Below are 26,519 nucleotides of genomic sequence, written 5' to 3'. Positions count from 1 at the left end.
CGGGCCGCGATGCTGCGGGCGCGCCGGATCAAGCGTTCATGCGCGCATTATCGCCCGTGGGGCGCGGGCTGCACACCCCGGCAGGATCGTGCGCGGAGGTTGCGGGAGATGCGTGGGGTCGTCTGCCGCGCAGTCACGGCCCGGCCACCGCGATGCCTGTCATCCACCGCAACGCCTGTCATCTCGAGCGCAGCGAGAGATCTGCCCTTCGGTGCCGACAGGCAGATCTCTCGCTGCGCTCGAGATGACAGGCATCTCGCGGGACGCGGCCGTAGCCTAGTCCGCCGTCACCTTCCCCAGCCAGCGCTCGATCGCGTCGCGGTCGCGGCAGCGCAGCAGCGACGGGGCCGCGGCGCGCAGCGCGTCCAGCCGCTGCGCGCGGATCGCGCGCCGCACCTCCAGCAGCGTGGCCGGGTGCAGGCTGAACTCTTCCAGCCCCAGCGCCAGCAGCAGCGGTGCCAGCGTCGCATCGCCGGCCATTTCGCCGCACACCGCCACCGGCTTGCCGCGCGCCTTCGCGGTGCGGATGATCTGGTGCAGCAGCTTGAGCACGGCCGGGTGCAGCGGCGAGTAGAGATCGCCGAGGGCGTCGTTGCCGCGGTCGGCGGCGAGCAGGTACTGGGTCAGGTCGTTGGTGCCGATCGAGACGAAATCGACCACGCCGATGAAGCCCGGCAGCGCGATCGCCGCCGCCGGCACCTCGATCATCGCGCCCAGCGGCACGTGGTCGGCGATCTCGTGGCCCTCGCTGCGCAGGTCGCGGGCGATGCGCTTGACCAGCTTCGCCACCGCGACGATCTCCTCGCGCGCGCTGACCATCGGCACCAGCACGCGCAGCGGGCCGTAGCCGGACGCGCGCAGGATTGCGCGCAGCTGGGTCTCGAACACGTCCGCGCGCGCCAGCGACAGGCGCACGCCGCGCAGGCCGAGCGCGGGGTTGGGTTCGTCGGTCAGCGCCAGCCCGGTGCGGTCGGCCTTGTCGGCGCCGATGTCCATGGTGCGGATGGTCACCGCGCGCCCGGTCATGCCCAGCACCACGTCGCGGTAGGCGCGGAACTGCTCGTCCTCGTCGGGCAGCTCGCTGCGCTGCAGGAACAGGAACTCGGTGCGGTACAGGCCGACGCCGGCCGCGCCGAGCGCGTGCGCCTCGGCCACGTCCTCGCGCGACTCGGCGTTGGCGAAGAGCTTGACGTCGACGCCGTCGAGCGTGCGCGAGGGTTCCCGGCGCAGCCGGTGCAGCTGCTTGCGCTCGCGCTTCTCGTCGCGCAGGCGGGCGCGGTAGGCGCGCAGGTCCTCCGCGTTCGGCTCGACGATGATCTGGCCGCTGGCGCCGTCGACCACCAGCACGTCGCCGTCGTTGACCTGCTGCAGCGCCAGCGGCGCGCCGACCACCAGCGGCAGGTGCAGGCTGCGGGCGAGGATGGCGCTGTGCGACAGCGCGCTGCCGCCGGCGGTGACCACCGCCAGCACGCCCTGCGACTGCAGCTGGCTCAGCTCGGCCGGGGCGATGGCGTCGGTGACCAGGATCTCGCCGGCCACGCCCTGCAGGTCGGCCTCGCGCTTGTGCAGCATGGCGTGGACGCGGCCGATGACGTGGTCGATGTCCTCGACCCGGCTGCGGAAGTAGGCGTCGTCCATGCCCGAGAACACGGCCGCGAGCCGGTCGCGCTGCAGGCGCAGCGCGTAGTCGGCGGTGTACAGGCCCTTGCGCACCAGGTCGTCGAGGCCCTGCAGCAGTTCGGGGTCGTCGAGCAGCAGGGTGTGCAGGTCGAGGAACTCGCCGACTTCGTGCGCCAGCGCGCCATGCAGCCGGGTGCGCATGTTGCGCATTTCCACCCGCACCGCGTCGATCGCGGCGTGCAGGCGCAGCAGTTCGGCGTCGGCCGCCTCGGCGGGGATGTGTTCCTCGGCGACTTCCAGCGCATGCGGCAGGCGGACCCGGGCGCGTCCGAGGGCGTTGCCCCGCGAGGCGCCATGTCCGGCCAGCGCGTGCCGCATCAGCTCCCCTCGTCGAACTTGCGTTCGAACAATGCCGCGGCTGCGTCCATCGCCGCCGCCTCGTCCTCGCCCTCCAGGCGCAGCACCACCGTGGTGCCGTGGCCGGCGGCGAGCAGCATCACGCCCATGATGCTCTTGGCGTTGACCTCGCGGCCCTTGGCGACCAGGGTCGCGTTGCTGCGGTGGCCCGACAGCACCTGGACCAGCTTGGCGGTCGCGCGCGCGTGCAGGCCGAGCTTGTTGGCGATGAGCAGTTCGCGTTCGATCATCGTCGGCCTCAGGCGTCGTCGAGGATCACCCCGTTGCGCGCGCCGGCGGCGGCCACGGCGGGGAGTTCCTCCAGGGGGAGTTCAGCATAATTCATCACCCGCAGCAGCATCGGCAAGCTCAGCGCCGAAACGCGGCGTGACGGCGTGCCCAGTCTCGCCAACTGCGCGGCCAGGTTGCTGGGGCTGGCGCCGTACAGGTCGGTCAGGATCAGCACGCCCTCGCCGCCGTCGACGCGGCGCAGCGCGGCGCTGGCCTGCGGCAGCAGGGCGTCGGGATCGGCGTCGAACGGGACCTCGAACGCCTCGAGCTTCAGCGGCAGGTTGCCGCGCAGCAGGGTGCCCGCCACCGCGACGAGCGCGCTGCCGATGCCGGAGTGGGTGACGAGGAGGATGCCGACGGCCATGTGCGCCAACTTAGCAGACGGCGATGACGGGCCGGAAGCGGTGGCGTCGGGATGATGCGTGCCGGGCGCGGTTCGGCCGTCCGGCGCAGCGCCCCAGGTGCTTGCTCGTCATTCCCGCGAAGGCGGGAACCCAGTGTCTTCAAGCTCGGAAAGCCAAAGACGCTGGGTCCCCGCCTTCGCGGGGATGACGGCAATCGCGCGTGCGCCGCGGTTCAGTCCAGCTCGCGATGGAAGGTGGCCACCTCGGTCCAGCCACGCCCGCGTGCGTGTTCGGCCAGCGTTTCGGCGAGGTAGACCGAGCGGTGGCGGCCGCCGGTGCAGCCGAAGGCGACGGTGACGTAGCTGCGGGTGTCGGACTGCATCCGCGGCAGCCAGGTGTCGAGGAAGGTGGTGACCTGCGCCACGTATTCGTTGACCTCGGGGCGCGCCTCCAGGTACTCGCGCACGCCGCCGTCGCGGCCCGAGAGTGGCTTGAGCCGCGGGTCCCAGTGCGGGTTGGGCAGGCCGCGCGCGTCGAACACGAAGTCGGCGTCGGCCGGCAGGCCGCGGCGGTAGGCGAAGGATTCGAACAGCAGCGACAGCGAGGAGTCCTGCGTCAGCCCCAGCTCCGTGATCACGCGGTGGCGCAGCTGGTGCACGTTCAGGGCGCTGGTGTCGACGACCACGTCGGCCAGCGCGCGCAGCGGCTTGAGCGCCTGGCGCTCGAGCGCGATCGCGTCCGCCAGCGCCAGCCCGAGGTGGGTGAGCGGATGCCGCCGGCGGGTCTCGGCGTAGCGGCGGAGCAGGGTGTCGTCGGCGGTGTCGAAGAACACCAGCTTCGGCTCCAGCCCCATCGCGCCGACCGCCGACAGCCATTCGGGCAGGTTGGCAAGGTCGCCGCGGTTGCGCATGTCGATGCCGACCGCGAGCTTCTGCTCGGCGCGCTCGGGATGGCTGGCGGCGCGCACGAACTCGGGCAGCAGCTCCGCCGGCAGGTTGTCGACGCAGTAGAAGCCGAGGTCCTCGAGCGTGTTGAGCGCGACCGACTTGCCGCCGCCGGACATGCCGGTGACGATCAGCAGCGCGGCCACGCCGCGGTCGGCGGTGTCGTCGCCGGACGGGTCCGCGGGCGTGGTCATGGCGTGGCGGGCTCCTCGCCCTGTTCGAGGAAATGCGAGTGGCGGGCGAGGAAGGCCGCGGCCGGGTCGATGCCCTTGGCGCGCAGGATGTGGGTGCGGGTGGCGGCCTCGGTCAGCACCGCGAGGTTGCGGCCGGGCATCACCGGCAGGGTGATCATCGGCACGTCGAGGTCGAGCACGCGGCGCAGGCCGAGGTCGCCGGTCAGGCGCACCATGCCGTCCTCGTGCGGCTGCGGTTCGGCGCCGGGCCGGCTCAGGTGCACGATCAGGCGCAGGTACTTGTTCCGCTTGACCGCGGTGTCGCCGAACATCTGGCGGATGTTGAGCACGCCCAGGCCGCGCAGCTCCAGCAGGTCCTGCAGCAGGTCGGGGCAGGCGCCGTCGAGCACGTCGGGCGCGATCTGGGTGAACTCGGGCGCATCGTCGGCGACCAGGCGATGGCCGCGGGAGATCAGCTCCAGCGCCAGTTCGCTCTTGCCCGAACCCGACTCGCCGGTGATCAGCACGCCGATCGAATAGACCTCCATGAACACGCCGTGCAGGGTCACCCGCGGCGCCAGCGCGCGCGCGAGGTGGTACTGCAGGTGGTTGAGCAGTTCGTGGCCGCGCCTGGGCGAGATCCACAGCGGCGTCTGCGATTCCTCCGCGGCCTCGCGCAGGTCTTCCGGGCAGGACTGGCCCTTGCTGATCACCAGCGCCAGCGGGCGGTACTGCATCACCCGCTCGATGGTCTCCCAGCGCAGCCGCGAATCCAGGCCGTCGAGCCAGGCCAGTTCCTCGGTGCCCAGGATCTGCACCTTGTTGGGATAGATGATGTTGAGGTAGCCGGCCAGCGACGGGCGGCGGGCGTTGGTCTCCACCGATTCGAGCACGCGCGACTGGCCCTGCTGGCCGGCCAGCCAGCGCAGGCCGAGGCGCTCGTGCTGTTGCTCGAACAGGTCGCGGGCGGTGAGGCTCTGGTTCATGGCGGCAGGTCAGGCCGCGTTCGCCGCCGGCGCCGCGGGCAGCAGCAGGCGGCGCAGGCGGTCGAGGCTGCGCGCCATGCGCAGGCGGTCGCGGAACTCGGCGTCGGCGAAGCGTTCGGCGACGCCGGCCAGGTGCTGCAGGTGCAGCTCGGGCATGTCGTCGTTGGCGGTCATGGCGAACACCAGGTCGACCGGCTCGCCGTCGCGCGAACCGAAGTCGATCGGCCGCCCGAGCCGCAGGAACGCGCCCCGCGGCTCGTGGAAGGCCGCGCTGCGCGCATGCGGGATCGCCACGCCGTGGCCGATCCCGGTGCTGCCCAGGCGCTCGCGCTCGCGCAGCGCCTCGGCGATGGCCGAGGTGGCGATCGCCGAGCCGCCGCCGAGCAGGCGCGCGGCGGCGTCGAGCACCTGTCCGGCAGGGCCCGGATCGACCAGCATCACGATGCGGTCGGCGCTGAGCAGGTCGGTCCAGGGCATGCCGGCGTCGGGTCTGCGCGGGCGGTCAGCCGAAGCTGCCGTCGCGCGCGGCGTTCTCGCCGCGGTGGTGGTCGACCTGCTTCTTGCGGTGCTTGATCAGCAGGCGGTCGAGCTTGTCGGCGAGCAGGTCGATCGCGGCGTACATGTCGATCGCGCTGGCGTCGGCGTGCAGCGCCTTGCCGGCGAGGTTGAGGTTGGCCTCGGCCTTGTGGTTGGGCTTGTCGAGGCTGAGCTGCACGCGCACCTCGAACGGCTGTTCGACGTGCCGCGAGAGGCGCTGCAGCTTGCTGTCCACGTAGTCGCGCAGGGCCGGGGTGACGTCGATGTCGTGGCCGTAGGTTTCGATCTGCATCGGCTGCCTCCTGTCTGGGGACGCCAGCATCGCCCAAATGCGGTCGACGCGGGTTGAAAACAGGTTAACGCAGCGGCGGGCGGACCGCGACCGATCCGGTCATGGACAAACGCCGCCGAACCGGCTTCAATCGATCCTGACGCGCTCGTGCGAGGCCGCGATGTGCATGGCCTCGCGGTACTTGGCCACGGTGCGGCGGGCCACGGGCACGCCGGAGGCCTTGAGCGACTCGGCCAGGCGCGCGTCCGACAGCGGCTTGCGCGGGTCCTCGGCCTCGATCAGGACGCGGATCATCTGCTGGATGGCGACGCTGGAGGCCTCGCCGCCGCCCTCGGTGTCGATCCCGGAGGCGAAGAAGTCGCGCAGCGCGATCGTGCCGCGGGGGGTGTGCACGTACTTGCGCGCCACCGCGCGCGAAACCGTGGATTCGTGCATGCCGATCTCGGCGGCGACCTCGCGCAGGGTCAGTGGCCGCAACGCGCGCGCGCCGAATTCGAGGAAGCCCGACTGCTGCCGGATCAGGCAGCGCACCACCTTGAGCAGGGTCTCGCCGCGGGCCTCGAGGTTCTTCAGCAGCCAGCGTGCCTCCTGCAGGCGCCCCTTCAGGTAGCCGGCGTCCTCGCCGGCGGTGGTCTGGATCATCCGCTCGTAGGCCTGGTGGATGGTCAGCTTCGACAGCGAGCTGGTGGCCAGCGCGGCCAGCCAGACGCCGTTGCGGCGGACGATCACGCAGTCGGGCACGACGAAGCTGTCCGCGGGCACGTCGCCGACCTGCGAGCCCGGGCGCGGGTCGAGCGAGCGCAGCAGGTGCAGGGCGACGTCGGCCTCCTCGGCGCTGCAGCCGAGCTGGTCGCACACGCCGCGGGCGCCGAGCTTGGGCAGGCGGTCGATGAGCTCGGTCGCGATCCGCAGCGCCAGCGCCCGGCCGGGGGTGTCGGCGGGCAGGGTGTCGAGCTGGATCCACAGGCATTCGCCGAGGTCGCGGGCGCCGACGCCGACCGGGTCCATGCGCTGGATCTGGCGCAGCACGGCGAGGATCTCGTCGTCGCCGGGCGGCGGCTCGGGCTGCAGCGCCGCGGCGATCTCGGAGAAGGGCACGCGCAGGTAGCCGTCGTCCTCGATCGCGTCCACCAGCACCGTGCCGATGCGCAGGTCGCGCGGCGAGAGGTGGCTCAGGTTCAGCTGCCAGCCCAGGTGGTCGCGCAGGGTCTCGGACTGGACCATGCGGCTGGCCGGGTCGGAATCGCCGTCGTCGCCGCGGCTGCCGGACGCGGCGTACTCGAAGCCGGCGGTCTCGGTCCAGCCCTCGTCGGGCGCGTCCCAGGCCTCGCCCCCGTCGCGGCCGTGCTCGCCGGCATCGGCGGTGGTTTCCGCGGCCGGCGACTTGCCGTCCGCCACGGGCAGTGGCGGCGCGTCCTCGGCCCAGTCGAGCAGCGGGTTGCTCTCGACGGCGGCGGCGATCTCGGCTTCGAGTTCGATCGCGGGCAACTGCAGCAGGTGCAGGGCCTGGCGCAACTGCGGCGTCAGGACGAGGTGTTGACCCAGCGATGTCTGGAGGCGTGGCTTCATCGTCCCGGCGGTTCCCCTGGGCGACGCGCACGGCTACAGACGGAAGGATTCTCCGAGGTAGACCCGGCGCACGTCGGGATTGGCGAGGAGTGCGTCCGGAGCCCCCTGCGCGAGCACACCCCCTTCGTTGAGGATATACGCCCGGTCGCAAATGCCCAAGGTCTCGCGCACGTTGTGGTCGGTGATCAGGACCCCGATGCCGCGGTTCTTGAGGTGCTCGACGATGCGCTGGATGTCCCCGACCGAGATCGGGTCGACGCCGGCGAAGGGCTCGTCGAGCAGGATCAGCCGCGGTTTCGCGGCCAGCGCGCGGGCGATCTCCACCCGCCGGCGCTCGCCGCCGGAGAGGCTGGCGCCGATCTGGTCGGCGACGTGGGTCACCTGCAGTTCGTCGAGCAGGCCGTCGAGCTCGCGCTTGCGGCCGGCGCGGTCGAGGTCCTCGCGCAGCTCCAGCACCAGCATGATGTTGTCGGCGACGCTGAGCTTGCGGAACACCGAGGGTTCCTGCGGCAGGTAGCCGACGCCGCGGCGGGCGCGCAGGTACATCGGTTCGGCGGTGATGTCGTGGCCGTCGAGCACGATCCGGCCCTCGTCGGCCGGCACCAGTCCGACGATCATGTAGAAGCAGGTGGTCTTGCCGGCGCCGTTGGGGCCGAGCAGGCCGACCACCTCGCCGGCGTCGAGCGTCAGCGCGAAGTCGCGCACGACCTCGCGCTGGCGGTAGCGCTTGCGCAGCCCCTCGGCGACCAGCATCAGTTCTTCCCGTCCTTCTTGTCGCTGGCCGGGGCCTTGTTGCGCGGCTCGAACTGCAGCGACACGCGGCCGCCGTTGCCGCCGCCCTGCACCTGGCCGGTGCGCATGTTGTAGACGATGCGCTCGCCGGAGATGCTGCCCTGCCCGGGCTGCTGCACCACCGCCTTGCCGGTGAAGACCACGGTGTCCTGCTGCAGGTCGTAGTCGACCTGGGCGGCGGTGGCGTTCATGGTGCCGCCGTTGTCCATGTCCTGCTTCAGCCGCACCGGCGAACCGGTCAGCTTCGCGCTCTGGATGTCGCCATCGCCCTGGCGGATGTCGGCGCGCGCGGCCTCGATCACCAGCGAGCCCTGGACGATGTGGACGTTGCCGGTCAGCACGCAGGGGCCGGAGTCGGTCACCGTGCAGTCGCTGCGGTCGGCGTCGACCTTCATCGTCTGGTTGCGGTCGGAGGACTTCGCCAGCGCGGTGCCCGCGCAGGCGAGGGCGGCGATCGCCAGGACCAGCTTAGCGGCGTGTCGGGTCATTGTTCAGGCTCACCTTGGACAGGAGCTGGATGCGCTTGCCGGCCAGGTCGGCCTCCATCCCGGTACCGCGCATTGTAGTGCCGGGGGTGGTGAGGGTCACGAGCGCCTCGGAGGTGGCGCGGTTGTCGTTCGGGAAGATGTCGAGCTGTTCGGTCCTGACCACGGTCGGCCGGCTCGCGCCCATCGGGCTGTCGGCGACCACGTCGCCGCGCAGCTTGACCAGGGTGCTCTTCTCGTTGACCCAGCCGGTCTTCGAGCGCACTTCCCAGCGGCTGCCGTGCTCGTCGGGCATCAGGAACAGCGGCGTGACCAGCTCCAGGGTGCGCGCGCCGGGCGTCTGCCGCAGTTCGGGGGCGCGCAGCGAGAACGACTCGCGGCCGTCGCCGTCCAGGGTCACCACCTCGAAGTCGCGCAGGATGTAGTCCGAGCGCTGCTCGACCACTTCCTCCGGCGCGTCCGGCGCGTGCGCGCGCCAGGCGAACCAGCCGCTCATCAGGGCGCCGGCGAGCAGGACGAGGATGAGGGCGAGGCGCCAGTTCATCGGTCGGCGCGCCCGAGCAGGGCGTCGACCCGGCCCTGCGCGTGCAGGATCAGGTCGCACAGTTCGCGCGCCGCGCCTTCGCCGCCGCGCGAGGGCGTGACCCAGTGCACTTCGTCGCGGATCCAGTGGTGCACGCTGGCCGGCGCCACCGCGAAGCCGGCGATGCGCAGCACGGTCAGGTCGGGCAGGTCGTCGCCCATGAAGGCGACCTCGTCGCGCGCCAGCCCCAGCCGCGTGCGGATCTCCTCGACGCAGGCGACCTTGTCGCGAACGTCGACGTGCGGCTCGGCGCCGAGCTCGCGCGCCCGGTTCGCCGCCACCAGGCTGTTGCGCGCGGTGACGAAGGCCACCGCCACCCCGGCCTTGCGCAGCTGCACCAGGCCCTGGCCGTCGAGCACGTTGAAGGCCTTCGACTCGCGCCCATCCTCGTCGAACCACAGGCGCCCGTCGGTCAGCGTGCCGTCGACGTCGAAGCAGGCGAGCCGGATCCTCGCGGCGCGGGCGACGAGGTCGGCGGGGTAGTCGGGGCGGGCGTGGGTCACGGGCAGTTCGATGCGGGTTGCGAAGGAGGAGGGGAAGGCAAGAAGCCGGCCCGGGCAGGAGAACCGACCCCGCCTTTACCAATTACGAATAACCAATCACGAATCACGGCCCTCACACCACCCGCGCCCGCAGCAGGTCGTGGATGTTCAGCGCACCCACCACCCGCCGCTCGGCGTCGAGCACCAGCAGCGCATTGATCTTGCGCATCTCCATCAGCCGCGCGGCCTCGATCGCGAGTGCGCCGCTGCCGATGGTGACCGGGTCGCGGGTCATCACGTCGCGGATCAGGGTGCCGTGCACGTCGATGCCGGGGTCGGCCAGGGTGCGGCGCAGGTCGCCGTCGGTGTACAGCCCGAGCAGATGGCCTGCGTCGTCGACCACCGCGGTGACGCCCAGGCGCTTGCGGCTCATCTCCAGCAGCGCTTCGCCGAGCGTGGCGTTTTCGGGGACGCGGGGGATGTCGTCGCCGCCGTGCATCACGTCGGCGATGTGCAGCAGCAGGCGCCGGCCGAGCGCGCCGGCCGGGTGCGAGCGGGCGAAGTCGTCGGCGGTGAAGCCGCGCGCCTCCAGCAGCGCGACCGCCAGCGCGTCGCCCATCGCCATCGAGGCGGTGGTGCTGGACGTCGGCGCCAGGTGCAGCGGGCAGGCCTCCTCCGGCACGCTGATGTCGAGATGCACGTCGGCGGCCTGGGCCAGCGTCGACGCCGGCCGACCGGTCATCGCCAGCAGCGCGTTGCCCTGGCGCTTGAGCGCGGGCAGCAGCATCAGCAACTCGTCCGACTCGCCCGAGTACGACAGCGCCAGCACGATGTCGGCGTCGGTGACCATGCCGAGGTCGCCGTGGCCGGCCTCGCCCGGGTGCATGTAGAACGCCGGGGTGCCGGTCGAGGCCAGCGTGGCGGCGATCTTGCGCGCGACGTGGCCGGACTTGCCCATGCCGGTGCAGACCACGCGGCCTTCCGATGCAAGGATCAGCCCGCAGGCCTGCGAGAACGCGCCGTCCAGACGCGCCGCCACCGCCTGCAGGCCGCGGATCTCGACGTCGAACACGCGGCGGCCGCTGGCGGCGGGCGCGTGGTCTTGCCGCGGCAATGTTCCGTGCGTGGCCATATCCGGGGGGCGGGTTTTTCCGTTAACCTGATCGTTCATTTTAGGCGCTTCCCGGCGCAAAAACCCGCTGCAACGGCGGGGTGCCGCTTCCGGGCTCATGCGCGCTTCAGCAGGAACTCCCCCCTTGAACCCCGATGTCATCCGCGATCTGATCCAGCAGGGCCTGCCCGGTGCCCGCGTCGAAGTCCTCGGCGAGGACGGCGTGCATTTCGAGGCCGTGGTCGTCTCCGAGGCCTTCGCCGGCAAGCTGCCGCTGGCCCGCCACCGCATGGTCTACGCCACGCTCGGCGAGCGCATGGGCGGCGAGATCCACGCGCTGGCGCTCAGGACCCTCACCCCGGACGAGGCGGCGCGCGGCTGATGGACAAGATCATCGTCACCGGCGGCGTGCCGCTGGACGGGGAGGTCCGCATCTCCGGCGCCAAGAACGCGGTCCTGCCGATCCTGTGCGCGACCCTGCTCGCCGACGGCCCGGTCGAGATCGGCAACGTGCCGCACCTGCACGACGTGCGCACCACCGCGCGGCTGCTGGGCGGGCTGGGCGCGGGCATCGGCCACGACATCGCGGCGGGCATCGTACGGGTCGATCCGCGCACGGTCGACAGCCACGTTGCGCCCTACGAACTGGTGCGGACCATGCGCGCCTCGGTGCTGGTGCTCGGCCCGCTGCTGGCCAAGCACGGCGCGGCGGAGGTCTCGCTGCCCGGCGGCTGCGCGATCGGCTCACGCCCGGTCGACCTGCACATCAAGGCGCTGGAGGCGCTGGGCGCGCAGATCGTGGTCGAGCACGGCTTCATCAAGGCGCGCGCAGGGCGCCTGCGCGGCGGCCACGTCGCGTTCGAGATGGTCAGCGTCGGCGCGACCGAGAACGTGCTGATGGCCGCGACCCTGGCCGAGGGCACCACCACCATCGACAATGCCGCGCGCGAGCCGGAGATCGTCGACCTCGCCGACTGCCTGGTGGCGATGGGCGCGCGCATCGAGGGCGCGGGCACGTCGCGGATCGTCGTGCACGGCGTCGAGGCGCTGCACGGTGCGCGCCACGAGGTCATCGCCGACCGCATCGAGACCGGCACCTTCCTCGTCGCCGGCGCGATCACCGGCGGCCGCGTCACCGCCACGCATGCGCGCCCGGACACCCTCGAAGCGGTGCTGGGCAAGCTGCGCGACGCCGGCGCCGACGTGTCCGTCGACGGCGACCGCATCACCGTCGACATGCGCGGCCGGCGGCCGAAGGCGGTTGACATCGTCACCGAGCCGCACCCGGGCTTCCCGACCGACATGCAGGCGCAGTTCATGGCGCTCAACTGCATCGCCGAGGGCGCCGGCGCGATCGACGAGCGGATCTTCGAGAACCGCTTCATGCACGTCAACGAACTGATGCGCCTGGGCGCCGACATCCAGATCGACGGCCACCGCGCCACGGTGGCCGGCGTGGCGCAGCTCAGCGGCGCGCCGGTGATGGCGACCGACCTGCGCGCCTCGGCCTCGCTGATCCTCGCCGGGCTGGTGGCCGAGGGCGAGACCGTGATCGACCGCATCTACCACCTCGACCGCGGCTACGAGCACATCGAGCGCAAGCTGTCGGGGCTCGGCGCGCGCATCCGCCGCGTGTCGTGAGCACGCGGCCGTGGCCACGCCTTCCGTGAATCCGCCGCGCCCGCGCTTCTCGCCGCGGCGCAGGGTGCTGCTGGTGGCGGTGCTGGCCCTGCTCGCGGCCATGGCGGCGCTCTCGGCGATGGGCATCGCCGGCTTCAACGGCACCGCGCCGCACGAGATGGACTGGGACGGCGACGGCAGCGCCAGCGGTGTCGAAATCGTGCAGGGCTATACCGTCGTCGCGGTGGACGTCAGCCGCGAGGGGCAGCGCACCTGCCGCAGCTACGCGAGGCTGCGCGACCGCACCGCGCCGCTGCGCGTGGATTGCCGGGTGGAGTTCGCGCCCGACGGGGGCGGGGCGAAGCCCTAGACGCGGCGGTCGACCCGGATTTCGGGGCGCGCGTTCAGGGCAGGATCGCGCCTTGTCGCCTGCAACCTGTCATCCCGAACGAAGTGAGGGATCTGTCCTCCGGAGGCCGCAGACTTCCGACAAGAGATCCCTCACTTCGTTCGGGATGACATTTTTCGAGTGTCCGGAGCGACGATCTTCGAACTGACGCGGATGACGGTCCCTGACCTGAAGCGTCCTGTCGCGGATGCGTCGCCGGACGACCGATCGGCATCGTCTTCAGCCGCACGCTTCCGCGAAGGCGCAGGGGGATCAGCGCAGCGACTTCAGCTGCAGGTCGATGTGGTCGCGGCCGCCGCGCTGCTGCAGGATGCGCGCGGGCACCGGCAGGCCGTCGACGATCCAGGCGGTGATGCTGCGGCTGTCGTCCTTCCAGGTCACCCTGGTGGCCTTGTGCGACTTGCCGCCGACGGTGACGGTGTCCGTGCCCGCGGGCTTGAACACCTGGCGCTTGACCCGCCCGTCCTCGACCAGGCGATAGCTCATCGGCTTGCCGGCGGCGAAGTCGCGCACCAGGGCGAGGTTCATCAGCATGCCGTCGACGTCGCCGGGCTGCAGCTTCACCGGGCCCTTGCGGTCGGGCTTGACGTCGCCGTCCCAGGTGGCCTGGCCCTTGCCCCAGTCGTAGGTCGCGTTGATCGAGCGCTTCTTGACCAGCATCGCCGCCAGGCCGGATTCGCCGCCCTGGGTGTCGTTGCCCGACAGCGGTCGCCAGCGCTCGCCGTCGGCCTCGAACACGGTGCTCTGCGCCAGGCGGGCGCCGGCGCCGTTGACCTCGAGGCTGTACTTCCAGCGGTTCGCGCCGTCGGGCGCCAGGGTCATGCGGCCGTTGGCCTGCATGCCCATGTAGTTGGCGGCGTAGTCGGCGGTGAACGGCTCGACCGCGAGCGTCGGCGCGCTGGCGACCGCGAGCAGGGCCGCGACCGCGGCGGCGCGAAGGGGGCGTCGGAACATCGGCATCATCCTCATTCTCGTTGCACTCATTGCATGGCCTGGTATTCGACCAGGCGCAGGTCGACGGCATCCTCGCCGTCCTCGCGCTGCAGGATGCGCACCGGCGTCGGCACGCCGTCGGCGATCCAGAAGATCGTCTCGTCGTTGCCGCCGTTGGTGCGCTCGACCCGCATCGCTTCGAAACTCAGTTCGGCCACGGTCACCGGCTCGGTCTGCGCGGCGACCTGGTAGTCGTAGTCGCGCACGCGGCCGCCGTCGACGAAGCGGTAGTGCAGCGCCTTGCCCGGTTCGGCGTCGCGGATCACCGCGAGGTTGATCAGCAGTCCGCTCATGTCGCCGTAGCGGATCGGCACCGGCGCGCGCCGCTGCTTGCTGATGTCGCCGCTCCACTGCGCGGTGTTGCTGTGCCAGTCGTAGGTGCCGGTGGTCTTGCGGTTGAAGACCACGGCGGCCTTGCGCACGGTGCTCTGCGACAGCGGGCGGTAGATGTCGTTGGCCTCGTCGAACACGGTGCTCTGTTCGAGGTTCAGGCCGACGATGCCGGCGAAGCCGCGGTTGCCGCGGATGCCGAGGTCGATGTGCCAGCGCGCGGCCGCGTCGTCGCGCACGACCTGCATGGTCGCGGTGCCGGCGGGCTTGCCGCCGTACCAGGCCTCGTAGCTGGCGACGAAGGGCTGCAGCGAGGAGGCGCGGGCGGGAAGGGTGGCGGCGTCGGCCGGTGCCGCGGCGTCCTGGGCGCGCGCAGGCGCGTCCGCCGCCAGGGCGAGGGTCAGGGCGACGGCGGCGAACAGCAGGGACGGGGTCGGGCGCATAGGCCGGACATCATGCAAAGGTGTCATTGCACGACAGCTGAAGCGGTTCGGTCAGCGCGCGGCCATCGATGTGAACGCGGTCTTCATGCAGCGCGACGCGCCCGGCGGCGAACAGCCGCAGGCTGGCGACCAGCAGCGGATGCTCGCGTTCGAGCACGCGCGCGGCCAGCGTGTCCTCGTCGTCCCCGGGCAGCACCGGCACGCGCGCCTGCGCGATCACCGGGCCGCCGTCGAGCTCGGCGGTGACGAAGTGCACGCTGGCGCCGTGTTCCGCGACGCCGGCGTCGAGCGCCTGGCGGTGCGTGTGCAGGCCGCGGAAGTCCGGCAGCAGCGAGGGATGGATGTTGAGCGTGCGCCCGGCCAGCGCGCGTGCGGCGGCCGCGCCGATGATGCGCATGTAGCCGGCGCAGACGACGAGGTCCGGCGCCACCGAATCGACCCGGGCGAAGAAGGCGGCGTCGAAGGCGTCGCGCGAGGCGAAGCCGCGCGCGCGCAGCGCCTCGGCGTGGAGGCCGGCGTCGCGCGCGCGCTGCAGGGCGAGGGCGTCGGGCTTGTCGGAGAACACGCCGGCAACCGTCGCGTCCAGCGTTCCCGACGAGACCGCATCCAGGATCGCCTGCAGGTTGCTGCCACGGCCGGAGGCGAGGACGGCCAGGCGCAAGCGCCGGGAATCGGGAATGGGGAGTCGGGAATCGGCAGAAGCGGCCGCGCCGTCCGTTGCGCGAGCGCGGGAAAGCCCGCTGCGCTTCCCGACTCCCGATTCCCGATTCCCCATTCCCGGCCTTACCCGATGCGGACGCGATCGCCGTCGCCTGCGGCCACGACCTCGCCGATCGTCCAGTGGGCGAGGCCGAGGCGGGCCAGTTCGCCGCCGATGCCGGCGGCCGCGTCGCGGTCGGCCAGCAGCACGAAGCCGATGCCGCAGTTGAAGGTGCGCCACATCTCCTCAGGGGCGACGTTGCCCTCGCGCTGCAGCCATTTGAACACCGGCGGCAGCGGCCACGAGGACGCGTCGATGTCGAGGCCGAGGCCTTCGGGCACGACGCGGATGATGTTCTCGGTCAGGCCGCCGCCGGTGATGTGGGCCATGCCGTGGACCGCCGCGCCGTGCGCGCCGCGCAGCAGTTCCAGGATCGGCTTGACGTACAGCCGCGTGGGCGCCATCAGCGCGTCGGCCAGGCTGACGCCGCCGACGTCGAGCCCGGCCGGGCGGCCGGCCTGGTCGTAGATGCGGCGCACCAGCGAATAGCCGTTGGAATGCGGGCCGCTGGAGGCGATGCCGATCAGCACGTCGCCGGCGCGCACGGCCGAGCCGTCGCGCAGCTCGGACTTCTCCACCGCGGCGACGCAGAAGCCGGCCAGGTCGTACTCGCCCGGCGGATACATGTCCGGCATTTCCGCCGTCTCGCCGCCGATCAGGGCGCAGCCCGACAGCTCGCAGCCCTTGGCGATGCCGCCGACCACCGCCACCGTGGTGTCCACGTCGAGCTTGCCGGTGGCGAAATAGTCGAGGAAGAACAGCGGCTCGGCGCCCTGCACCAGCACGTCGTTGACGCACATCGCCACCAGGTCGATGCCGATGCTGTCGTGGCGGCCGAGCTGCTGGGCCAGTTTCAGCTTCGTCCCGACGCCGTCGGTGCCCGAGACCAGCACCGGCTCGCGGTACTTGCCCGAGAGGTCGAACAGCGCGCCGAAGCCGCCGAGCCCGCCCATCACCTCGGGGCGGAAGCTGCGCCGGACCAGCGGCTTGATGCGTTCGACGACTTCGTTGCCCGCGTCGATGTCGACGCCGGCGTCGCGGTAGGTGAGGCCGGACGGGGCGGAAGGGGGCGTGTTCACGGATGCGCGGGGAAGCCGGACGGCCCGCGATTCTAGCAGCCGCGGGCGGGCGGCCCCCGCGGCGGTCAGGTGCGGCCCGCCGCCGGCGTCAGCAACCGTGAATGGGCTTTGTGGCACCATTTCGCCACGGTTCGCCAGGTGGGAAGGACATCGGATGCGTTTGGCTGTTCGAGGGGCACGGGTGATCGGGTGGGCGCTGGCCGGGCTGCTGCTGGCGCTGCCCGTGTTCGCGCAGCGGGTCGAGGGCGACCGGGCCTCGGCGCAGGGCGTGTACGAGGCCGAGGTGCCGGTCCGCAGCCAGGCCGAGTCCGAGCGCGAGGCCGGCTTCGCGCGCGCGCTGGCGCAGGTGTTCGCCAAGCTTTCGGGCGACCGCGCGATCTCCGGCCGCCCGGGCGTGGGCCAGGAGCTGCGTCGCGCCAAGGACTACGTCGACGGCTACGACTACCGCCAGGACGAGAGCGTCGGCGCCAGCGGTGCGCCGAGCTTCCGCACCACGCTGGTGGTGCGCTTCAAGCCCGAGGATGTCGATACGCTGGTCGCCGCGCTGGGCCTGCCGGTGTGGCCGCAACCGCGGCCCAAGCCGGTGGTGTGGCTGGCGATCGACGACGGCAAGGGCCCGCGTCTGGTCGGCCTGCAGCAGAGCAACGTCGCGCGCGGGCTGCTGCAGCGGGCGGTCGAGCGCGGCTACCGGCTGGGCCTGCCCTCCGGCAGCGCTGCCGAGCAGGCCGCGGTCGGCGCGATCTGGCGCGGCGACACCGGCGCGATCGCACGCCTGTCCGCGCGTTACAGCCCGCCGATGCAGCTGATCGGCAAGCTCTACCGCAGCGGCGGCGGATGGAAGGCGGACTGGATCTTCGTCGACAACGGCCGCGTGCTCTCGCGCTGGTCGGAAGAGGACGGCGACGCGCGCCGGGCGATGGCGACCGGCGCCGATGGCGGCGCCGACGCACTGATCCGCCGCTACGCCAAGGCCAGCGCCGCCTCGGAGCCGACCGCGCAACGCATCGTCTTCACCGGCGTGCGCAGCGGCGGCGACTACCTGCGCCTGTCCGCCGCGCTGCAGCGCATGTCGGTGGTGCGCGCGATCCGGCCGGTGCACGTCGCCCCCGACCGGCTCGAGGTCGAGCTCGACCTGCTGACCGGGCTCGCCGGCTTCCGTCGCATGGCCGATGCCGACGTGCTGGTGGAAATGGAAGGCGGCGACGGCATCGCGCCGGTCTACCTGCTGCGCTGACGCCGGAGCCCGCGGACACGCCATGGACGAAACCCCCACCACCGCGAACGCCGACATCGCCCGCTTCCTCAGGCGGCTGCAGTGGGGGCTGGTCGCGTTCGCCGTGCTGTGGCTGATCGCGCTGCTCGGTCCGATCCTGACCCCGTTCGTGCTGGCGGCGCTGCTGGGCTGGCTCGGCGACCCGGCGGTCGACCGGCTCGAGCGCGCCGGCCGCTCGCGCCCGGTGGCGGTCACGCTCGTGTTCGTGCTGATGGTGGTGCTGCTGGTGCTGGTGGTGCTGATCCTGGTGCCGATGGTCGAGCGTCAGGTGGTGACCCTGGTCGAGGCGCTGCCGCAGTACCGCGACTGGTTCATCGGCATCGCGCTGCCCTGGGTCGAGGCGCGCACCGGCGTCGAGATCTCCGAATGGCTCGATCCGCAGCGGCTGTTCATGCTGGTGCGTTCGCACTGGGACCAGGCCGGCGGCGTGGCCGCGACCGTGTTCGGCTACCTGTCCAGCTCCGGTTTCGCGTTCCTGGCCTGGGCCGTCAACATCGTGCTGCTGCCGATCCTGACCTTCTACTTCCTGCGCGACTGGGACGTGCTGGTCGAGCGTGTCGCGGCGGTGATCCCGCGCGACCACATCGACACCGTATCGCGGCTGGCGAAGGAATCGGATGAGGTGCTCGGCGCGTTCCTGCGCGGGCAGTTCATCGTGATGATCGCGCTGGGCGCGATCTACGCGATCGGGCTGTCGATCGTGGGGCTCAATCTCGGGCTGCTGATCGGCATCATCGCGGGCCTGATCAGCTTCGTGCCCTATCTGGGCGCGACCACCGGCATCGTGCTGGCGGTGCTCGCGGCGCTGGTGCAGGCGCAGGGCTTCGACCTCAAGCTGCTGGCGCTGGTGGGCGTGGTGTTCACCGTCGGCCAGCTGATCGAGAGCTACATCCTCACTCCGCGCATCGTCGGCGACCGCATCGGCCTGCATCCGGTGGCGGTGATCTTCGCGGTCATGGCCGGCGGCCAGCTGTTCGGCTTCGTCGGCATGCTGATCGCGCTGCCGGTGGCGGCGGTGGGCAACGTGCTGCTGCGCTTCGTGCACGAACGCTACACGCAAAGCCGCTTGTACGCCGGCGACGCGCCGAAGATCGTGCTCGACGGGCAGCTCAGCGCGGGTGGCATCGTGCTCGACGACGACGTCGGCGAGGCCGCCGACGAGCGCAACGGCAAGGACGCCTGAGCGGACGATGCCGCAGCCCACGCCGCAACTGCCCCTCGCGTTGCGCTACCCGCCCGACCAGCGTTTCGAGACCTTCTTCGCCGGCGACGCGGCGACGCTGGCGCAGCTGCGCGCGTTCGCGGCCGGCGCCGGCGACGGCGGGCTGCTGCTGGTCGGACCCGCGGGCACCGGCAAGAGCCACCTCGCGCTGGCGGCCTGCGCCGACGCCGACGCCGCGGGACGCCGCGCCGGCTACCTGCCGCTGGTCAGCGCCGCCGGGCGGGTGCGCGAAGCGCTGGAGGCGATGCATGCCCTGGACCTGGTGGCGCTGGACGGCGTCGAGTCGGTCGCCGGCGACCGCGACGACGAACTCGCGCTGTTCGATTTCCACAACCGCATGCACGATGCCGGCCGCCGCCTGCTCTACGCCAGCCGCGCCACGCCCGACGCGCTGCCGCTGGCGCTGCCGGACCTGCGCTCGCGGCTGTCGCAGTGCACGCGCGTCGTGCTCGACCGGCTCGACGACGCCGGTCGCGGCGAGGTGTTGCGGCTGCGCGCGCACCGGCGCGGCCTGCAGATCGACGTCGCCGCGATCGACTGGCTGCTGCGCCGCGCCGGCCGCGACCTGTCCGGCCTGACCGCGCTGCTCGACCGCCTCGACCAGGCCTCGCTCGCCGCGCAGCGGCGCATCACGGTGCCGTTCCTGCGCGAGGTGCTGGGGGCGGACGTGCCGCGGTGAAGGAGCGTTGTCGCGGGGGCAGGGATCGCGTGGCGCGGGGATGACAGCAGGGGAGGCTATGCCGCGGGCGGTGCGCCCGCCCGCCGCTTCAGCCGGGTCACCAGGTTGTCCGGCCGCATCGTGAACACGAGCTTCTCCTCGACCGGCCCGCTGCCCGCGCGCTCGAACTCGAAATTGCGGCACAGCATCGAGATCACGCCCTTGATCTCCAGCAGCGCGAGGAAGCGCCCGGGGCAGAACTGCGGGCCGGCGCCGAACGGGAAGAACGCCTTGGCCGCGATGGCGTCGAGCGTGGAGCCGTCGGGCTTGATCCAGCGCTTCGAGGTCGAAGGCGTCGCGGCCGGCCCACGTCGCTCCAGGTAACCTGGAGGGTGCGCAGGCATCGCGCGGCGTGGCTCGCGGTACCGGTTACGGGCACTTGATGCTTCCAGGCTTTTCCACGAGGACCGGCTCCCACCACGAGCCCGAGCGCAGTGTCCCCTCGTCGATCGGTACATCCTGCAGCCTGCCGCCAATCCAGTAGGCCTTGCCCGGCTTCGCGTCCACCGTCAGGGTGTGGTCGGCCCTGGCCGCGATCGCGGATGCCTGGTGATGTGCGATCCGCTGCCGGTCAGCGCGCGAAACGTCCAGTTGGTCGGCGCGGACGCGCACGGTGAAGGTGTGTGGCCCAGGCGCAAGGCGGTGGTACCGGCTGCCGCCGGTGGCAGCCAGCCCTGCCCTTGCTGCGCCCTCGATGGCGCTTGGGCCGGCGCGGCCAGGGAGATTCTCCAGCCCGTCGACCATGGTGATGGTGACAGGGAAGGCACGTGGCGCGTGATCCGCCGGTACGCCATGGGCCGTGAGATAGGCGCACGAAGTGACCGTGCGGTCCGGCACCGCGGCCGGTGTGGTATGCCGTTTCGTGACGGAACAGGGCGCCGGCTTGCGTTGCCACACCACCGGTTCCCAGTACGTGCCCTGGCGGACCGCGCCGAGGCCCGGATGCGGGTCTTTCAGCCTGGCGCCGACGTCGTGGCGGGTGTCGGGCTCGACGTCGACGATCAGCACCTTGTAGGCGCTCGCACGATCGTGATCCAGAAGGCGTTTGCGTTCCTTGAGCGGCAGCGGGGTGAAACGATGATCGTCGACGAGTTCGCGTACGACCAGCACGCGCCGGCCCGCGTCGACCTGGTGCCGATCGAGGCTGAACAGTGCCGGCGTGCTGGCGCCGTCGATGTTCATGATCTCGACCGGATAGATCCCTTGCGTGTTGCGCGGCGGCGCGCCGTCGCCGGAGACGTAGCCGCAATCCGTGACCGCGTTCTGCGGTCCGGCCCCGGTCGTTTCGCCGCTACTCAAGGACAGCGTCAACGGATGGCCATCGCGCAGGACCCCCACCGAGAAACCGGGCGCCGGGGCAGCGCTCGCCGAGCGCAACAGGGACGCTGCGTTGTCCGGGGCCTCGAGGCGGCTGCCGTTGATGGACACGATCATGTCGCCGGGGCGCAGTCCCATGCGCGAGGCCGGTCCCCCCGGGGTGACCGCGAGCACGGTGCGACCGGGGGCTCCGGTGCGACGCGAATCGATCACCGCCCCAAATCCGCCCGCGGCGGCTTGCGCCAGCACACCCGCCGTCGGAAGTTTCGCGGTGGTTACGTGCGCATGCAAACCTTCTGCTCCATGGCTGCGCAGCGGCACGAGTGCGACCATCAGCGCGACAGTGAGGGACAGGGGGGGGCGTCGGGTCATGGGCTTGCTCCTGTACTCGTTCCTAGATGCTGCCGGGGGGCTGCTCGCCGACGGCGACCAGCTTCTCTCGCGCCATCCACAGCGTTGCGATCTCCTCGTTGCGCGCGTTGCTGTCGTAGGCGGACTGGAGCGCCATGTCGATCGCCTGGATCTGGAGGTCGACATCGTTGGCGCCAGTCGTCGCGGCGGTGACCGGCGGCGGCGCGGGCCGGACGGGTGCCGGGGACTGCAGGAGCATCGGCGCAAGCGCCAGCGATGCGCATGCAAGGCAGGCGCCCGCGAGGATGGACGCGTTGCGGCGCAAGCGGCTTCGGTGGGTACGCAGGATGCGCGCATCGAGCGTGGGCGGGGTCGCGATGTCGGGCAGGTCCCGGAACGCGTGCCGGAGTCGCGGTTCTTCGATCGTCATCCGGGTTCTCCCTGTTCAAGCTCCACCCTGAGGCGCGCGAGCGCGCGTGACACGATGGATTTGGACCAACTGGGGCTCTGGCCGAAACGTCGCGCCAGCTCCTGGTGGCTCCAGCCTTCGATTTCGTGCAGCCAGAACAAGGTACGGGCGAGGGGGGGCATCCGTCGCAGGAGCCCCTCCGCGTCCATGCTGGCGTCGGCGCCCTCCGCCCCGGACGGCGCCGATTCGATGAGTGCGTCGTCCAGTACGTGCCTGTCCCGCCGCATCAGGTCGATCGCGGCGTTCGCGGCGACCTTCTTCAGCCAGGGGCGCAGCGGCGTTCCCGCACGGAACCCGGGCAGGAACCGCAGCATCCGCAGGAACGTGTCCTGTGTGATGTCCTCGGCCCTGTCGGTGCTCGCGGTCAGTCGGTAGGCCAGCGTGTAGACCGCCCTCGCGTGCAAACGGTACAGCTCGGCGAATGCGGCCTCATTGCCCCACCGGGCCTTCCTGACCAGGTCGTATTCCCTCTCCCGCGGCGGCGCGTGCTCGTGCATGTCAGACAGATACGCGCGAGTGCGGCCAAGCGTCGCAACCGCATCGCATCAACCGGTTCCGGCGAGTCGCGCGTCCAGTTCCAGCAGCCGCTGCGGCGTGCCGACGTCGGTCCACGCCCCGGGGTGGTGCTCGCCGGAGACGGCGTGGCGGTCCATCGCGGCGCGCATCAACGGCGCGATGCGGAAGCGCGGCGGCGTCTCGTGCGCGCCCGGTGCTTCGCCGATGACGCGGCGCCAGTCCAGCAGGAACTCGGGGCGGTAGACGCCGATGCCGGAGAAAGTCAGCTTCGCCGCGCCATCGGACTGCACGCGGCCGTCGGCCAGCAGCGCGAAGTCGCCGCCGGGGTTGTGTGCGGGATTGTCGACCAGCACCAGGTGCGCGTCGCCGGCGGGTTCGCGCGGCAGCCGCGCGAAGTCGAAGTCGGTCCAGATGTCGCCGTTGACGGCGATGAAGGGGGCGTCGCCGAGCAGCGCCAGCGCGTGCCACATGCCGCCGCCGGTTTCCAGCGGCACCGGGCCCTCGCGCGAGTACGCGACCTGCAGACCGAAGTCCGCGCCGTCGCCGAGCGCGGCCGGGAACTGTTCGGCCAGCCACGAGGTATTGACCACGACCTCGCGCACGCCGGTCGCCGCCAGCCGCTCCAGGTGCCAGGCGATCAGCGGCTTGCCGCCGGCGCGCAGCAGCGGCTTGGGTGTGGTGTCGGTCAACGGGCGCATGCGCTCGCCGAGCCCGGCGGCGAAGACCAGGGCCTTCATCGCGGCGCCGGCGTCATGCGGGGACGACCGCGTCCATCGCCGGGCGGACGCGGGCGTCGATCAGGTCCGCCAGCGGCTGCAGTCCGGGGTGACGCGGCAGCACGGCGTCGAGGTAGGCGAGGAAGCGCGGCGCATCGGCGACGTACTTGGGCTTGCCGTCGCGATGCCTGAGTCGGGCGAAGATGCCCAGCACCTTGAGGTGGCGGTGCACGCCGATCAGGTCGAGGTCGCGGCGGAAGCGCTCCAGCGGCGGCACCGGCAGGCCGGCCTGCCGGGCGAGCGCGTGGTAGCGCGCGTGCCACTGCGCGACGCGCGCTTCAGGCCAGCTCAGGAACGCGTCCTTGAACAGGCAGGCGGCGTCGTAGCCGATCGGCCCGCGCACGGCGTCCTGGAAGTCGAGGATCGCCACGGCGTCGCCGCAGGGCATCAGGTTGCGCGGCATGAAGTCGCGGTGCACCAGCACCTGCGGCTGCGCCAGCGCGGCCTCGACCAGGGTGCGGTAGACGTCGAAAAGCCGCGCGCGTTCGCCGTCGTCGAGCTCGATGCCGAGGTGGACGCCGAGGAACCATTCGTCGAACAGCCGCAGCTCGCCGGCCAGCAGCGCCTCGTCGTAGGCCGGCAGGCCGTCCGGTGCCGGGATCGCCTGCAGTTTCACCAGTTGCGCCATCGCCTGGTCGAACATGGCGTCGGCGTTGCCGGCGTCGATCACGTGCAGGTAGGTGTGCACGCCCAGGTCCTCGAGCAGCAGGAAGCCCTGGCCGACGTCCTGCGCCACCACGTCGGGCACGCGCAGGCCGCCGGCCCGCAGCAGTTCGCGGATCGCCAGCCACGGGCGCACGTCCATCCGCTCGGGCGGCGCGTCCATCAGGATCAGGCTGGGCGCGCGCCCGGTGGTGCGCCAGTAGCTGCGGAAGTCGGCGTCGAACGAGGCGCGCTCGAGGCCGACGGACGGCTCGGACAAGGCTTCGCGCGTCCAGTCGAGGCGCTGCTGTTCGCGGGGCTGGGTGGCGTTGGGCTGAACCATGGAATCTCCCGCCGGCGGCTGCCGGGTGGGCAAAGGGTAAACTGCCGCGCATTTCCGGGCGAGACGTGCAATGGACAATCTGCAGCCGGTGTTGTTGTCGGGCGGATCCGGGACGCGGCTGTGGCCGCTCTCGCGCGAGGCCTATCCCAAGCAGTTCCTGCCGCTGGCGGGCGAGGAGACCATGCTGCAGGACACCTGGCGGCGGGTCGCGCCGCTGGCCGCGCATCCGCCGATCGTGGTCGCCAACGAGGAGCACCGCTTCCTCGCCGCGGAGCAGCTGCGGCTGGTCGGCGTCGAACATGCCGACATCGTGCTGGAACCGGCCGGGCGCAACACCGCGCCGGCGATCGCCGCGGCCGCGCTGCAGGCGCTGGCCGGCGGCGGCGATCCGCTGCTGCTGGTGCTGCCCTCCGACCACGTGGTCCGCGATGCCGAGGGTTTCCGCGCCGCGGTGCGCGCAGCGATGCCGGCGGCGGAAGCCGGGGCATTGCTGACGTTCGGCATCGTGCCCTCCGCGCCCGAGACCGGCTTCGGCTACATCCAGTCCAGCGCCGGCGATGGCGTGCGCGACGTGCTGCGCTTCGTCGAGAAGCCCGACGCGGCCACCGCGCAGGACTACCTCGACGCCGGCGGCTACTACTGGAACAGCGGCATGTTCCTGTTCCGCGCCTCGCGCTACCTCGCCGAGCTGGAGCGCTTCCGGCCCGACATCGTCGCGGCCGTGCGCAAGGCCTTCGACGCCGCCGTGCGCGACGGCGACTTCATCCGCCTCGACCGGGACGCGTTCGCGTCCAGCCCGTCGGATTCGATCGACTACGCGGTGATGGAAAAGACCGACGCGGCCAGGGTGCTGCCGGTCGACATCGGCTGGGACGACGTCGGCTCGTGGTCGGCGCTGTGGGGGGTGAGCGAGCAGGACGGCGACGGCAACGCCCGTCACGGCGACGTGATCGCGGTCGACACGCGCAACAGCTATGCCTATGCGCGGCGGCTGGTGGCGCTGGTCGGCGTCGACGACCTGGTGGTGGTGGAGACCGACGACGCGGTGCTGGTCGCGCACAAGGACCGGGTGCAGCAGGTCAAGGACGTGGTGTCGAAGCTCAAGTCCGACCAGCGCAGCCACGCGGTCCTGCACCGCGAGGTGCATCGGCCCTGGGGCAGCTACGACTCGATCGACCAGGAGGATGGCTGCTTCCAGGTGAAGCGGATCAAGGTCAAGCCCGGCGCGCGGCTGTCGCTGCAGTCGCACAGGCACCGCGCCGAGCACTGGATCGTGGTGCGCGGCACCGCGCGTGTGACGCGCGACAACGACGTGTTCGAGCTGCACGCCAACCAGTCCACCTACATCCCGCTGGGCGCGAAGCACCGGCTGGAGAATCCCGGCAGCGAGATGCTGGAGCTGATCGAGGTGCAGTCCGGCAGCTACCTCGGCGAGGACGACATCGTCCGCTACGAGGACGTGTACGGGCGTTCGTAGGGCGGGCCTGGGCCCGCCATCCAGGCCATCGATGCCGCGGCGGGTTCGGCGGGGCGAGCCCCGCCCTATGGGGGACGTTTCGCTGTCACGCGGGATAGGTGCGGTGGCGCAGCAGGCGCACGCCCACGGCGTCGCCGGTCGCGGGCGCGTGCACGCCGGGGGCGGCGACGAGATCGACTTCCAGCGGCCGCGGTTGCCCGGCCAGTTCCAGTTCGACGGTGATCCGGTCGGCATGCCGGTGCACGGCGGCCACGCGCGCGTCGAGGCCGTCGCCCGGCGCGCCGATCGCGGCGTCGTGCGGCCGCAGGTACAGCTTCGCCGGGCCGTCGGCGACATCCGCGGCGTCGAACGCGGCGTCCTGTCCGGCCACGAGGAAGCGTCCGCCGGCGGCATCGCCGTCGATCACGCTGGCGCGGCCGATGAAGTCGAACACGTAGGGCGAGGCCGGCTCGTCGTAGATCTGCCGCGGCGTGCCGGCCTGCTCGATGCGGCCGTTGCGCAGCACCACGACGCGGTCGGCCAGCTCCAGCGCCTCTTCCTGGTCGTGGGTCACGAACACCGTGGTCTGCCCGGTCTGGTCGTGCAGCCGGCGCAGCCAGCGCCGCAGTTCGACGCGCACCTTGGCGTCGAGCGCGCCGAAGGGTTCGTCGAGCAGCAGCACGGTCGGATCGATCGCCAGCGCGCGCGCCAGCGCGACGCGCTGCTTCTGGCCGCCCGAGAGCTGTTCCGGATAGCGGCCGCCGAGGTCGGGCAGCTGGATCAGCGCCAGCAGTTCGTCGACGCGGCGGCGGATCGTCGCCTTGTCCGGGCGGCTGCGGCGCGGGCGGCTGCGCAGGCCGAAGGCGATATTCTCGGCCACGGTCATGTGCCGGAACAGCGCGTACTGCTGGAACACGAAGCCGACGTTGCGCTCGCGCAGGCTCAGCTGCGTGGCGTCGGTCTCGCCGAACAGCACGCGGCCGGCGTCGGCCGGCAACAGTCCCGCGATCACGCGCAGCAGCGTGGTCTTGCCCGAGCCCGAGGGGCCGAGCAGCGCGACCAGTTCGCCCGAGGCGATGTGCAGGTCGACGCCGTCGAGCGCGGCGGTGCCGCCATAGCGCTTGCCCACGCCCTGGATCTGCAGGTCGACGCCGTGCCTGTTGCCTTGCATGGCCGGATGATCGCCGATTTCGCCGG

The 26,519-nt window shown here is 71.8% G+C and carries 31 protein-coding genes; 7 read left to right on the top strand and 24 right to left on the bottom strand.

What is annotated here, in order from left to right:
- Positions 1-276: 276 nt before the first annotated feature.
- The 13 genes from ptsP to FQY83_RS12135 form a co-directional block, all read right to left on the bottom strand.
- Complete coding sequence (gene ptsP, locus FQY83_RS12195; protein WP_146388239.1) at positions 277-1,998, bottom strand: phosphoenolpyruvate--protein phosphotransferase; 1,722 nt, start codon at positions 1,996-1,998, stop codon at positions 277-279.
- Positions 1,998-2,267, bottom strand: a complete 270-nt coding sequence (locus FQY83_RS12190) for an HPr family phosphocarrier protein (protein ID WP_146388238.1) — start codon at positions 2,265-2,267, stop codon at positions 1,998-2,000. Before FQY83_RS12190 ends, ptsP begins: the two co-directional genes overlap by 1 nt.
- An 8-nt stretch (positions 2,268-2,275) precedes the next feature.
- Positions 2,276-2,671, bottom strand: coding sequence for a PTS sugar transporter subunit IIA (locus tag FQY83_RS12185; RefSeq protein ID WP_146388237.1), 396 nt, complete (start codon positions 2,669-2,671; stop codon positions 2,276-2,278).
- A 212-nt stretch (positions 2,672-2,883) separates the two neighbouring features.
- A complete protein-coding gene (gene rapZ / locus FQY83_RS12180) occupies positions 2,884-3,789 on the bottom strand; it encodes an RNase adapter RapZ (RefSeq protein WP_146388236.1) in 906 nt (301 codons plus the stop codon).
- A complete protein-coding gene (gene hprK / locus FQY83_RS12175; RefSeq protein WP_146388235.1) occupies positions 3,786-4,754 on the bottom strand; it encodes an HPr(Ser) kinase/phosphatase in 969 nt (322 codons plus the stop codon). The genes rapZ and hprK overlap by 4 nt, the downstream gene beginning before the upstream one ends.
- A gap of 9 nt (positions 4,755-4,763) precedes the next feature.
- The gene (locus FQY83_RS12170) at positions 4,764-5,231 is read right to left on the bottom strand and encodes a PTS sugar transporter subunit IIA (RefSeq protein ID WP_146388234.1); all 468 of its coding nucleotides are present in this window, start codon (positions 5,229-5,231) and stop codon (positions 4,764-4,766) included.
- A 25-nt stretch (positions 5,232-5,256) separates the two neighbouring features.
- Positions 5,257-5,583 (bottom strand): ribosome hibernation-promoting factor, HPF/YfiA family, encoded by a 327-nt coding sequence (gene hpf / locus FQY83_RS12165; protein WP_146388233.1) that lies wholly within the window; start codon positions 5,581-5,583, stop codon positions 5,257-5,259.
- Positions 5,584-5,709: 126 nt separating this feature from the next.
- Positions 5,710-7,152: an RNA polymerase factor sigma-54 gene (locus FQY83_RS12160; protein ID WP_146388232.1), complete on the bottom strand. Its 1,443-nt coding sequence runs from the start codon at positions 7,150-7,152 to the stop codon at positions 5,710-5,712.
- Between the two features lie 33 nt (positions 7,153-7,185).
- Positions 7,186-7,905, bottom strand: a complete 720-nt coding sequence (gene lptB / locus FQY83_RS12155; protein ID WP_146388231.1) for an LPS export ABC transporter ATP-binding protein — start codon at positions 7,903-7,905, stop codon at positions 7,186-7,188.
- Positions 7,905-8,432, bottom strand: coding sequence for a lipopolysaccharide transport periplasmic protein LptA (gene lptA / locus FQY83_RS12150; protein ID WP_146388230.1), 528 nt, complete (start codon positions 8,430-8,432; stop codon positions 7,905-7,907). The genes lptB and lptA overlap by 1 nt, the downstream gene beginning before the upstream one ends.
- Entirely contained in the window at positions 8,413-8,973 is a 561-nt protein-coding gene (gene lptC, locus FQY83_RS12145; RefSeq protein WP_146388229.1) for an LPS export ABC transporter periplasmic protein LptC, read from the bottom strand. Before lptC ends, lptA begins: the two co-directional genes overlap by 20 nt.
- Entirely contained in the window at positions 8,970-9,515 is a 546-nt protein-coding gene (locus tag FQY83_RS12140) for a KdsC family phosphatase (protein ID WP_425478652.1), read from the bottom strand. Before FQY83_RS12140 ends, lptC begins: the two co-directional genes overlap by 4 nt.
- Before the next feature lie 112 nt (positions 9,516-9,627).
- The gene (locus tag FQY83_RS12135) at positions 9,628-10,608 is read right to left on the bottom strand and encodes a KpsF/GutQ family sugar-phosphate isomerase (protein ID WP_425478650.1); all 981 of its coding nucleotides are present in this window, start codon (positions 10,606-10,608) and stop codon (positions 9,628-9,630) included.
- A gap of 142 nt (positions 10,609-10,750) precedes the next feature.
- Here FQY83_RS12135 and FQY83_RS12130 point away from each other — a divergent pair, with 142 nt between their 5' ends.
- Genes FQY83_RS12130 through FQY83_RS12120 form a run of 3 tightly spaced genes read left to right on the top strand, consistent with a single transcriptional unit; the run spans position 10,751 to position 12,595 of the window.
- Positions 10,751-10,987: a BolA family protein gene (locus FQY83_RS12130; RefSeq protein WP_146388226.1), complete on the top strand. Its 237-nt coding sequence runs from the start codon at positions 10,751-10,753 to the stop codon at positions 10,985-10,987.
- Positions 10,987-12,246, top strand: a complete 1,260-nt coding sequence (gene murA / locus FQY83_RS12125) for a UDP-N-acetylglucosamine 1-carboxyvinyltransferase (protein ID WP_146388225.1) — start codon at positions 10,987-10,989, stop codon at positions 12,244-12,246. The genes FQY83_RS12130 and murA overlap by 1 nt, the downstream gene beginning before the upstream one ends.
- 10 nt (positions 12,247-12,256) lie before the next feature.
- Positions 12,257-12,595 (top strand): hypothetical protein, encoded by a 339-nt coding sequence (locus FQY83_RS12120; RefSeq protein WP_146388224.1) that lies wholly within the window; start codon positions 12,257-12,259, stop codon positions 12,593-12,595.
- Positions 12,596-12,886: 291 nt separating this feature from the next.
- Here FQY83_RS12120 and FQY83_RS12115 read toward each other — a convergent pair whose 3' ends face one another.
- The 4 genes from FQY83_RS12115 to purM form a co-directional block, all read right to left on the bottom strand.
- On the bottom strand, positions 12,887-13,594 hold the full coding sequence (locus FQY83_RS12115; RefSeq protein WP_425478649.1) for a DUF3108 domain-containing protein: 708 nt from the start codon (positions 13,592-13,594) through the stop codon (positions 12,887-12,889).
- Between the two features lie 20 nt (positions 13,595-13,614).
- A complete protein-coding gene (locus FQY83_RS12110; protein ID WP_238333488.1) occupies positions 13,615-14,400 on the bottom strand; it encodes a DUF3108 domain-containing protein in 786 nt (261 codons plus the stop codon).
- A gap of 10 nt (positions 14,401-14,410) precedes the next feature.
- Positions 14,411-15,055 carry a phosphoribosylglycinamide formyltransferase gene (gene purN, locus FQY83_RS12105; RefSeq protein WP_425478660.1) on the bottom strand — a complete coding sequence of 215 codons (645 nt, stop codon included), beginning with the start codon at positions 15,053-15,055 and terminating at the stop codon, positions 14,411-14,413.
- A gap of 128 nt (positions 15,056-15,183) precedes the next feature.
- Complete coding sequence (gene purM / locus FQY83_RS12100) at positions 15,184-16,239, bottom strand: phosphoribosylformylglycinamidine cyclo-ligase (RefSeq protein WP_238333486.1); 1,056 nt, start codon at positions 16,237-16,239, stop codon at positions 15,184-15,186.
- 154 nt (positions 16,240-16,393) lie between these two features.
- On the opposite strand from purM, the gene FQY83_RS12095 reads away from it, so the two are divergent.
- The 3 genes from FQY83_RS12095 to hda are packed head-to-tail and all read left to right on the top strand — an operon-like array spanning position 16,394 to position 19,413.
- The gene (locus FQY83_RS12095) at positions 16,394-17,473 is read left to right on the top strand and encodes a DUF2066 domain-containing protein (protein ID WP_146388219.1); all 1,080 of its coding nucleotides are present in this window, start codon (positions 16,394-16,396) and stop codon (positions 17,471-17,473) included.
- Between the two features lie 22 nt (positions 17,474-17,495).
- Positions 17,496-18,695, top strand: a complete 1,200-nt coding sequence (locus FQY83_RS12090; protein WP_146388218.1) for an AI-2E family transporter — start codon at positions 17,496-17,498, stop codon at positions 18,693-18,695.
- A gap of 7 nt (positions 18,696-18,702) precedes the next feature.
- Positions 18,703-19,413 (top strand): DnaA regulatory inactivator Hda, encoded by a 711-nt coding sequence (gene hda / locus FQY83_RS12085; RefSeq protein WP_146388217.1) that lies wholly within the window; start codon positions 18,703-18,705, stop codon positions 19,411-19,413.
- A gap of 56 nt (positions 19,414-19,469) precedes the next feature.
- Here hda and FQY83_RS12080 read toward each other — a convergent pair whose 3' ends face one another.
- The 6 genes from FQY83_RS12080 to FQY83_RS12060 are packed head-to-tail and all read right to left on the bottom strand — an operon-like array spanning position 19,470 to position 23,866.
- Complete coding sequence (locus tag FQY83_RS12080) at positions 19,470-19,796, bottom strand: cytochrome P450 (RefSeq protein ID WP_158636497.1); 327 nt, start codon at positions 19,794-19,796, stop codon at positions 19,470-19,472.
- A 25-nt stretch (positions 19,797-19,821) separates the two neighbouring features.
- Complete coding sequence (locus FQY83_RS12075) at positions 19,822-21,141, bottom strand: PDZ domain-containing protein (protein ID WP_158636496.1); 1,320 nt, start codon at positions 21,139-21,141, stop codon at positions 19,822-19,824.
- Between the two features lie 22 nt (positions 21,142-21,163).
- Positions 21,164-21,550, bottom strand: a complete 387-nt coding sequence (locus FQY83_RS17600; protein ID WP_158636495.1) for a hypothetical protein — start codon at positions 21,548-21,550, stop codon at positions 21,164-21,166.
- Entirely contained in the window at positions 21,547-22,086 is a 540-nt protein-coding gene (locus tag FQY83_RS12070; RefSeq protein ID WP_146388214.1) for an RNA polymerase sigma factor, read from the bottom strand. Before FQY83_RS12070 ends, FQY83_RS17600 begins: the two co-directional genes overlap by 4 nt.
- A gap of 48 nt (positions 22,087-22,134) precedes the next feature.
- A complete protein-coding gene (gene murU, locus FQY83_RS12065; protein ID WP_146388213.1) occupies positions 22,135-22,842 on the bottom strand; it encodes an N-acetylmuramate alpha-1-phosphate uridylyltransferase MurU in 708 nt (235 codons plus the stop codon).
- 13 nt (positions 22,843-22,855) lie between these two features.
- Positions 22,856-23,866, bottom strand: a complete 1,011-nt coding sequence (locus FQY83_RS12060; protein WP_146388212.1) for an aminoglycoside phosphotransferase family protein — start codon at positions 23,864-23,866, stop codon at positions 22,856-22,858.
- Positions 23,867-23,936: 70 nt separating this feature from the next.
- Here FQY83_RS12060 and FQY83_RS12055 point away from each other — a divergent pair, with 70 nt between their 5' ends.
- A complete protein-coding gene (locus FQY83_RS12055) occupies positions 23,937-25,343 on the top strand; it encodes a mannose-1-phosphate guanylyltransferase/mannose-6-phosphate isomerase (protein WP_146388211.1) in 1,407 nt (468 codons plus the stop codon).
- Positions 25,344-25,428: 85 nt separating this feature from the next.
- Here FQY83_RS12055 and FQY83_RS12050 read toward each other — a convergent pair whose 3' ends face one another.
- Complete coding sequence (locus FQY83_RS12050) at positions 25,429-26,493, bottom strand: sulfate/molybdate ABC transporter ATP-binding protein (RefSeq protein WP_146388559.1); 1,065 nt, start codon at positions 26,491-26,493, stop codon at positions 25,429-25,431.
- Positions 26,494-26,519: the final 26 nt, after the last annotated feature.

It is taken from the genome of Luteimonas marina (assembly GCF_007859325.1).
Classification (GTDB): domain Bacteria; phylum Pseudomonadota; class Gammaproteobacteria; order Xanthomonadales; family Xanthomonadaceae; genus Luteimonas; species Luteimonas marina.
This window is presented reverse-complemented; position numbering and strand designations above follow the sequence as displayed.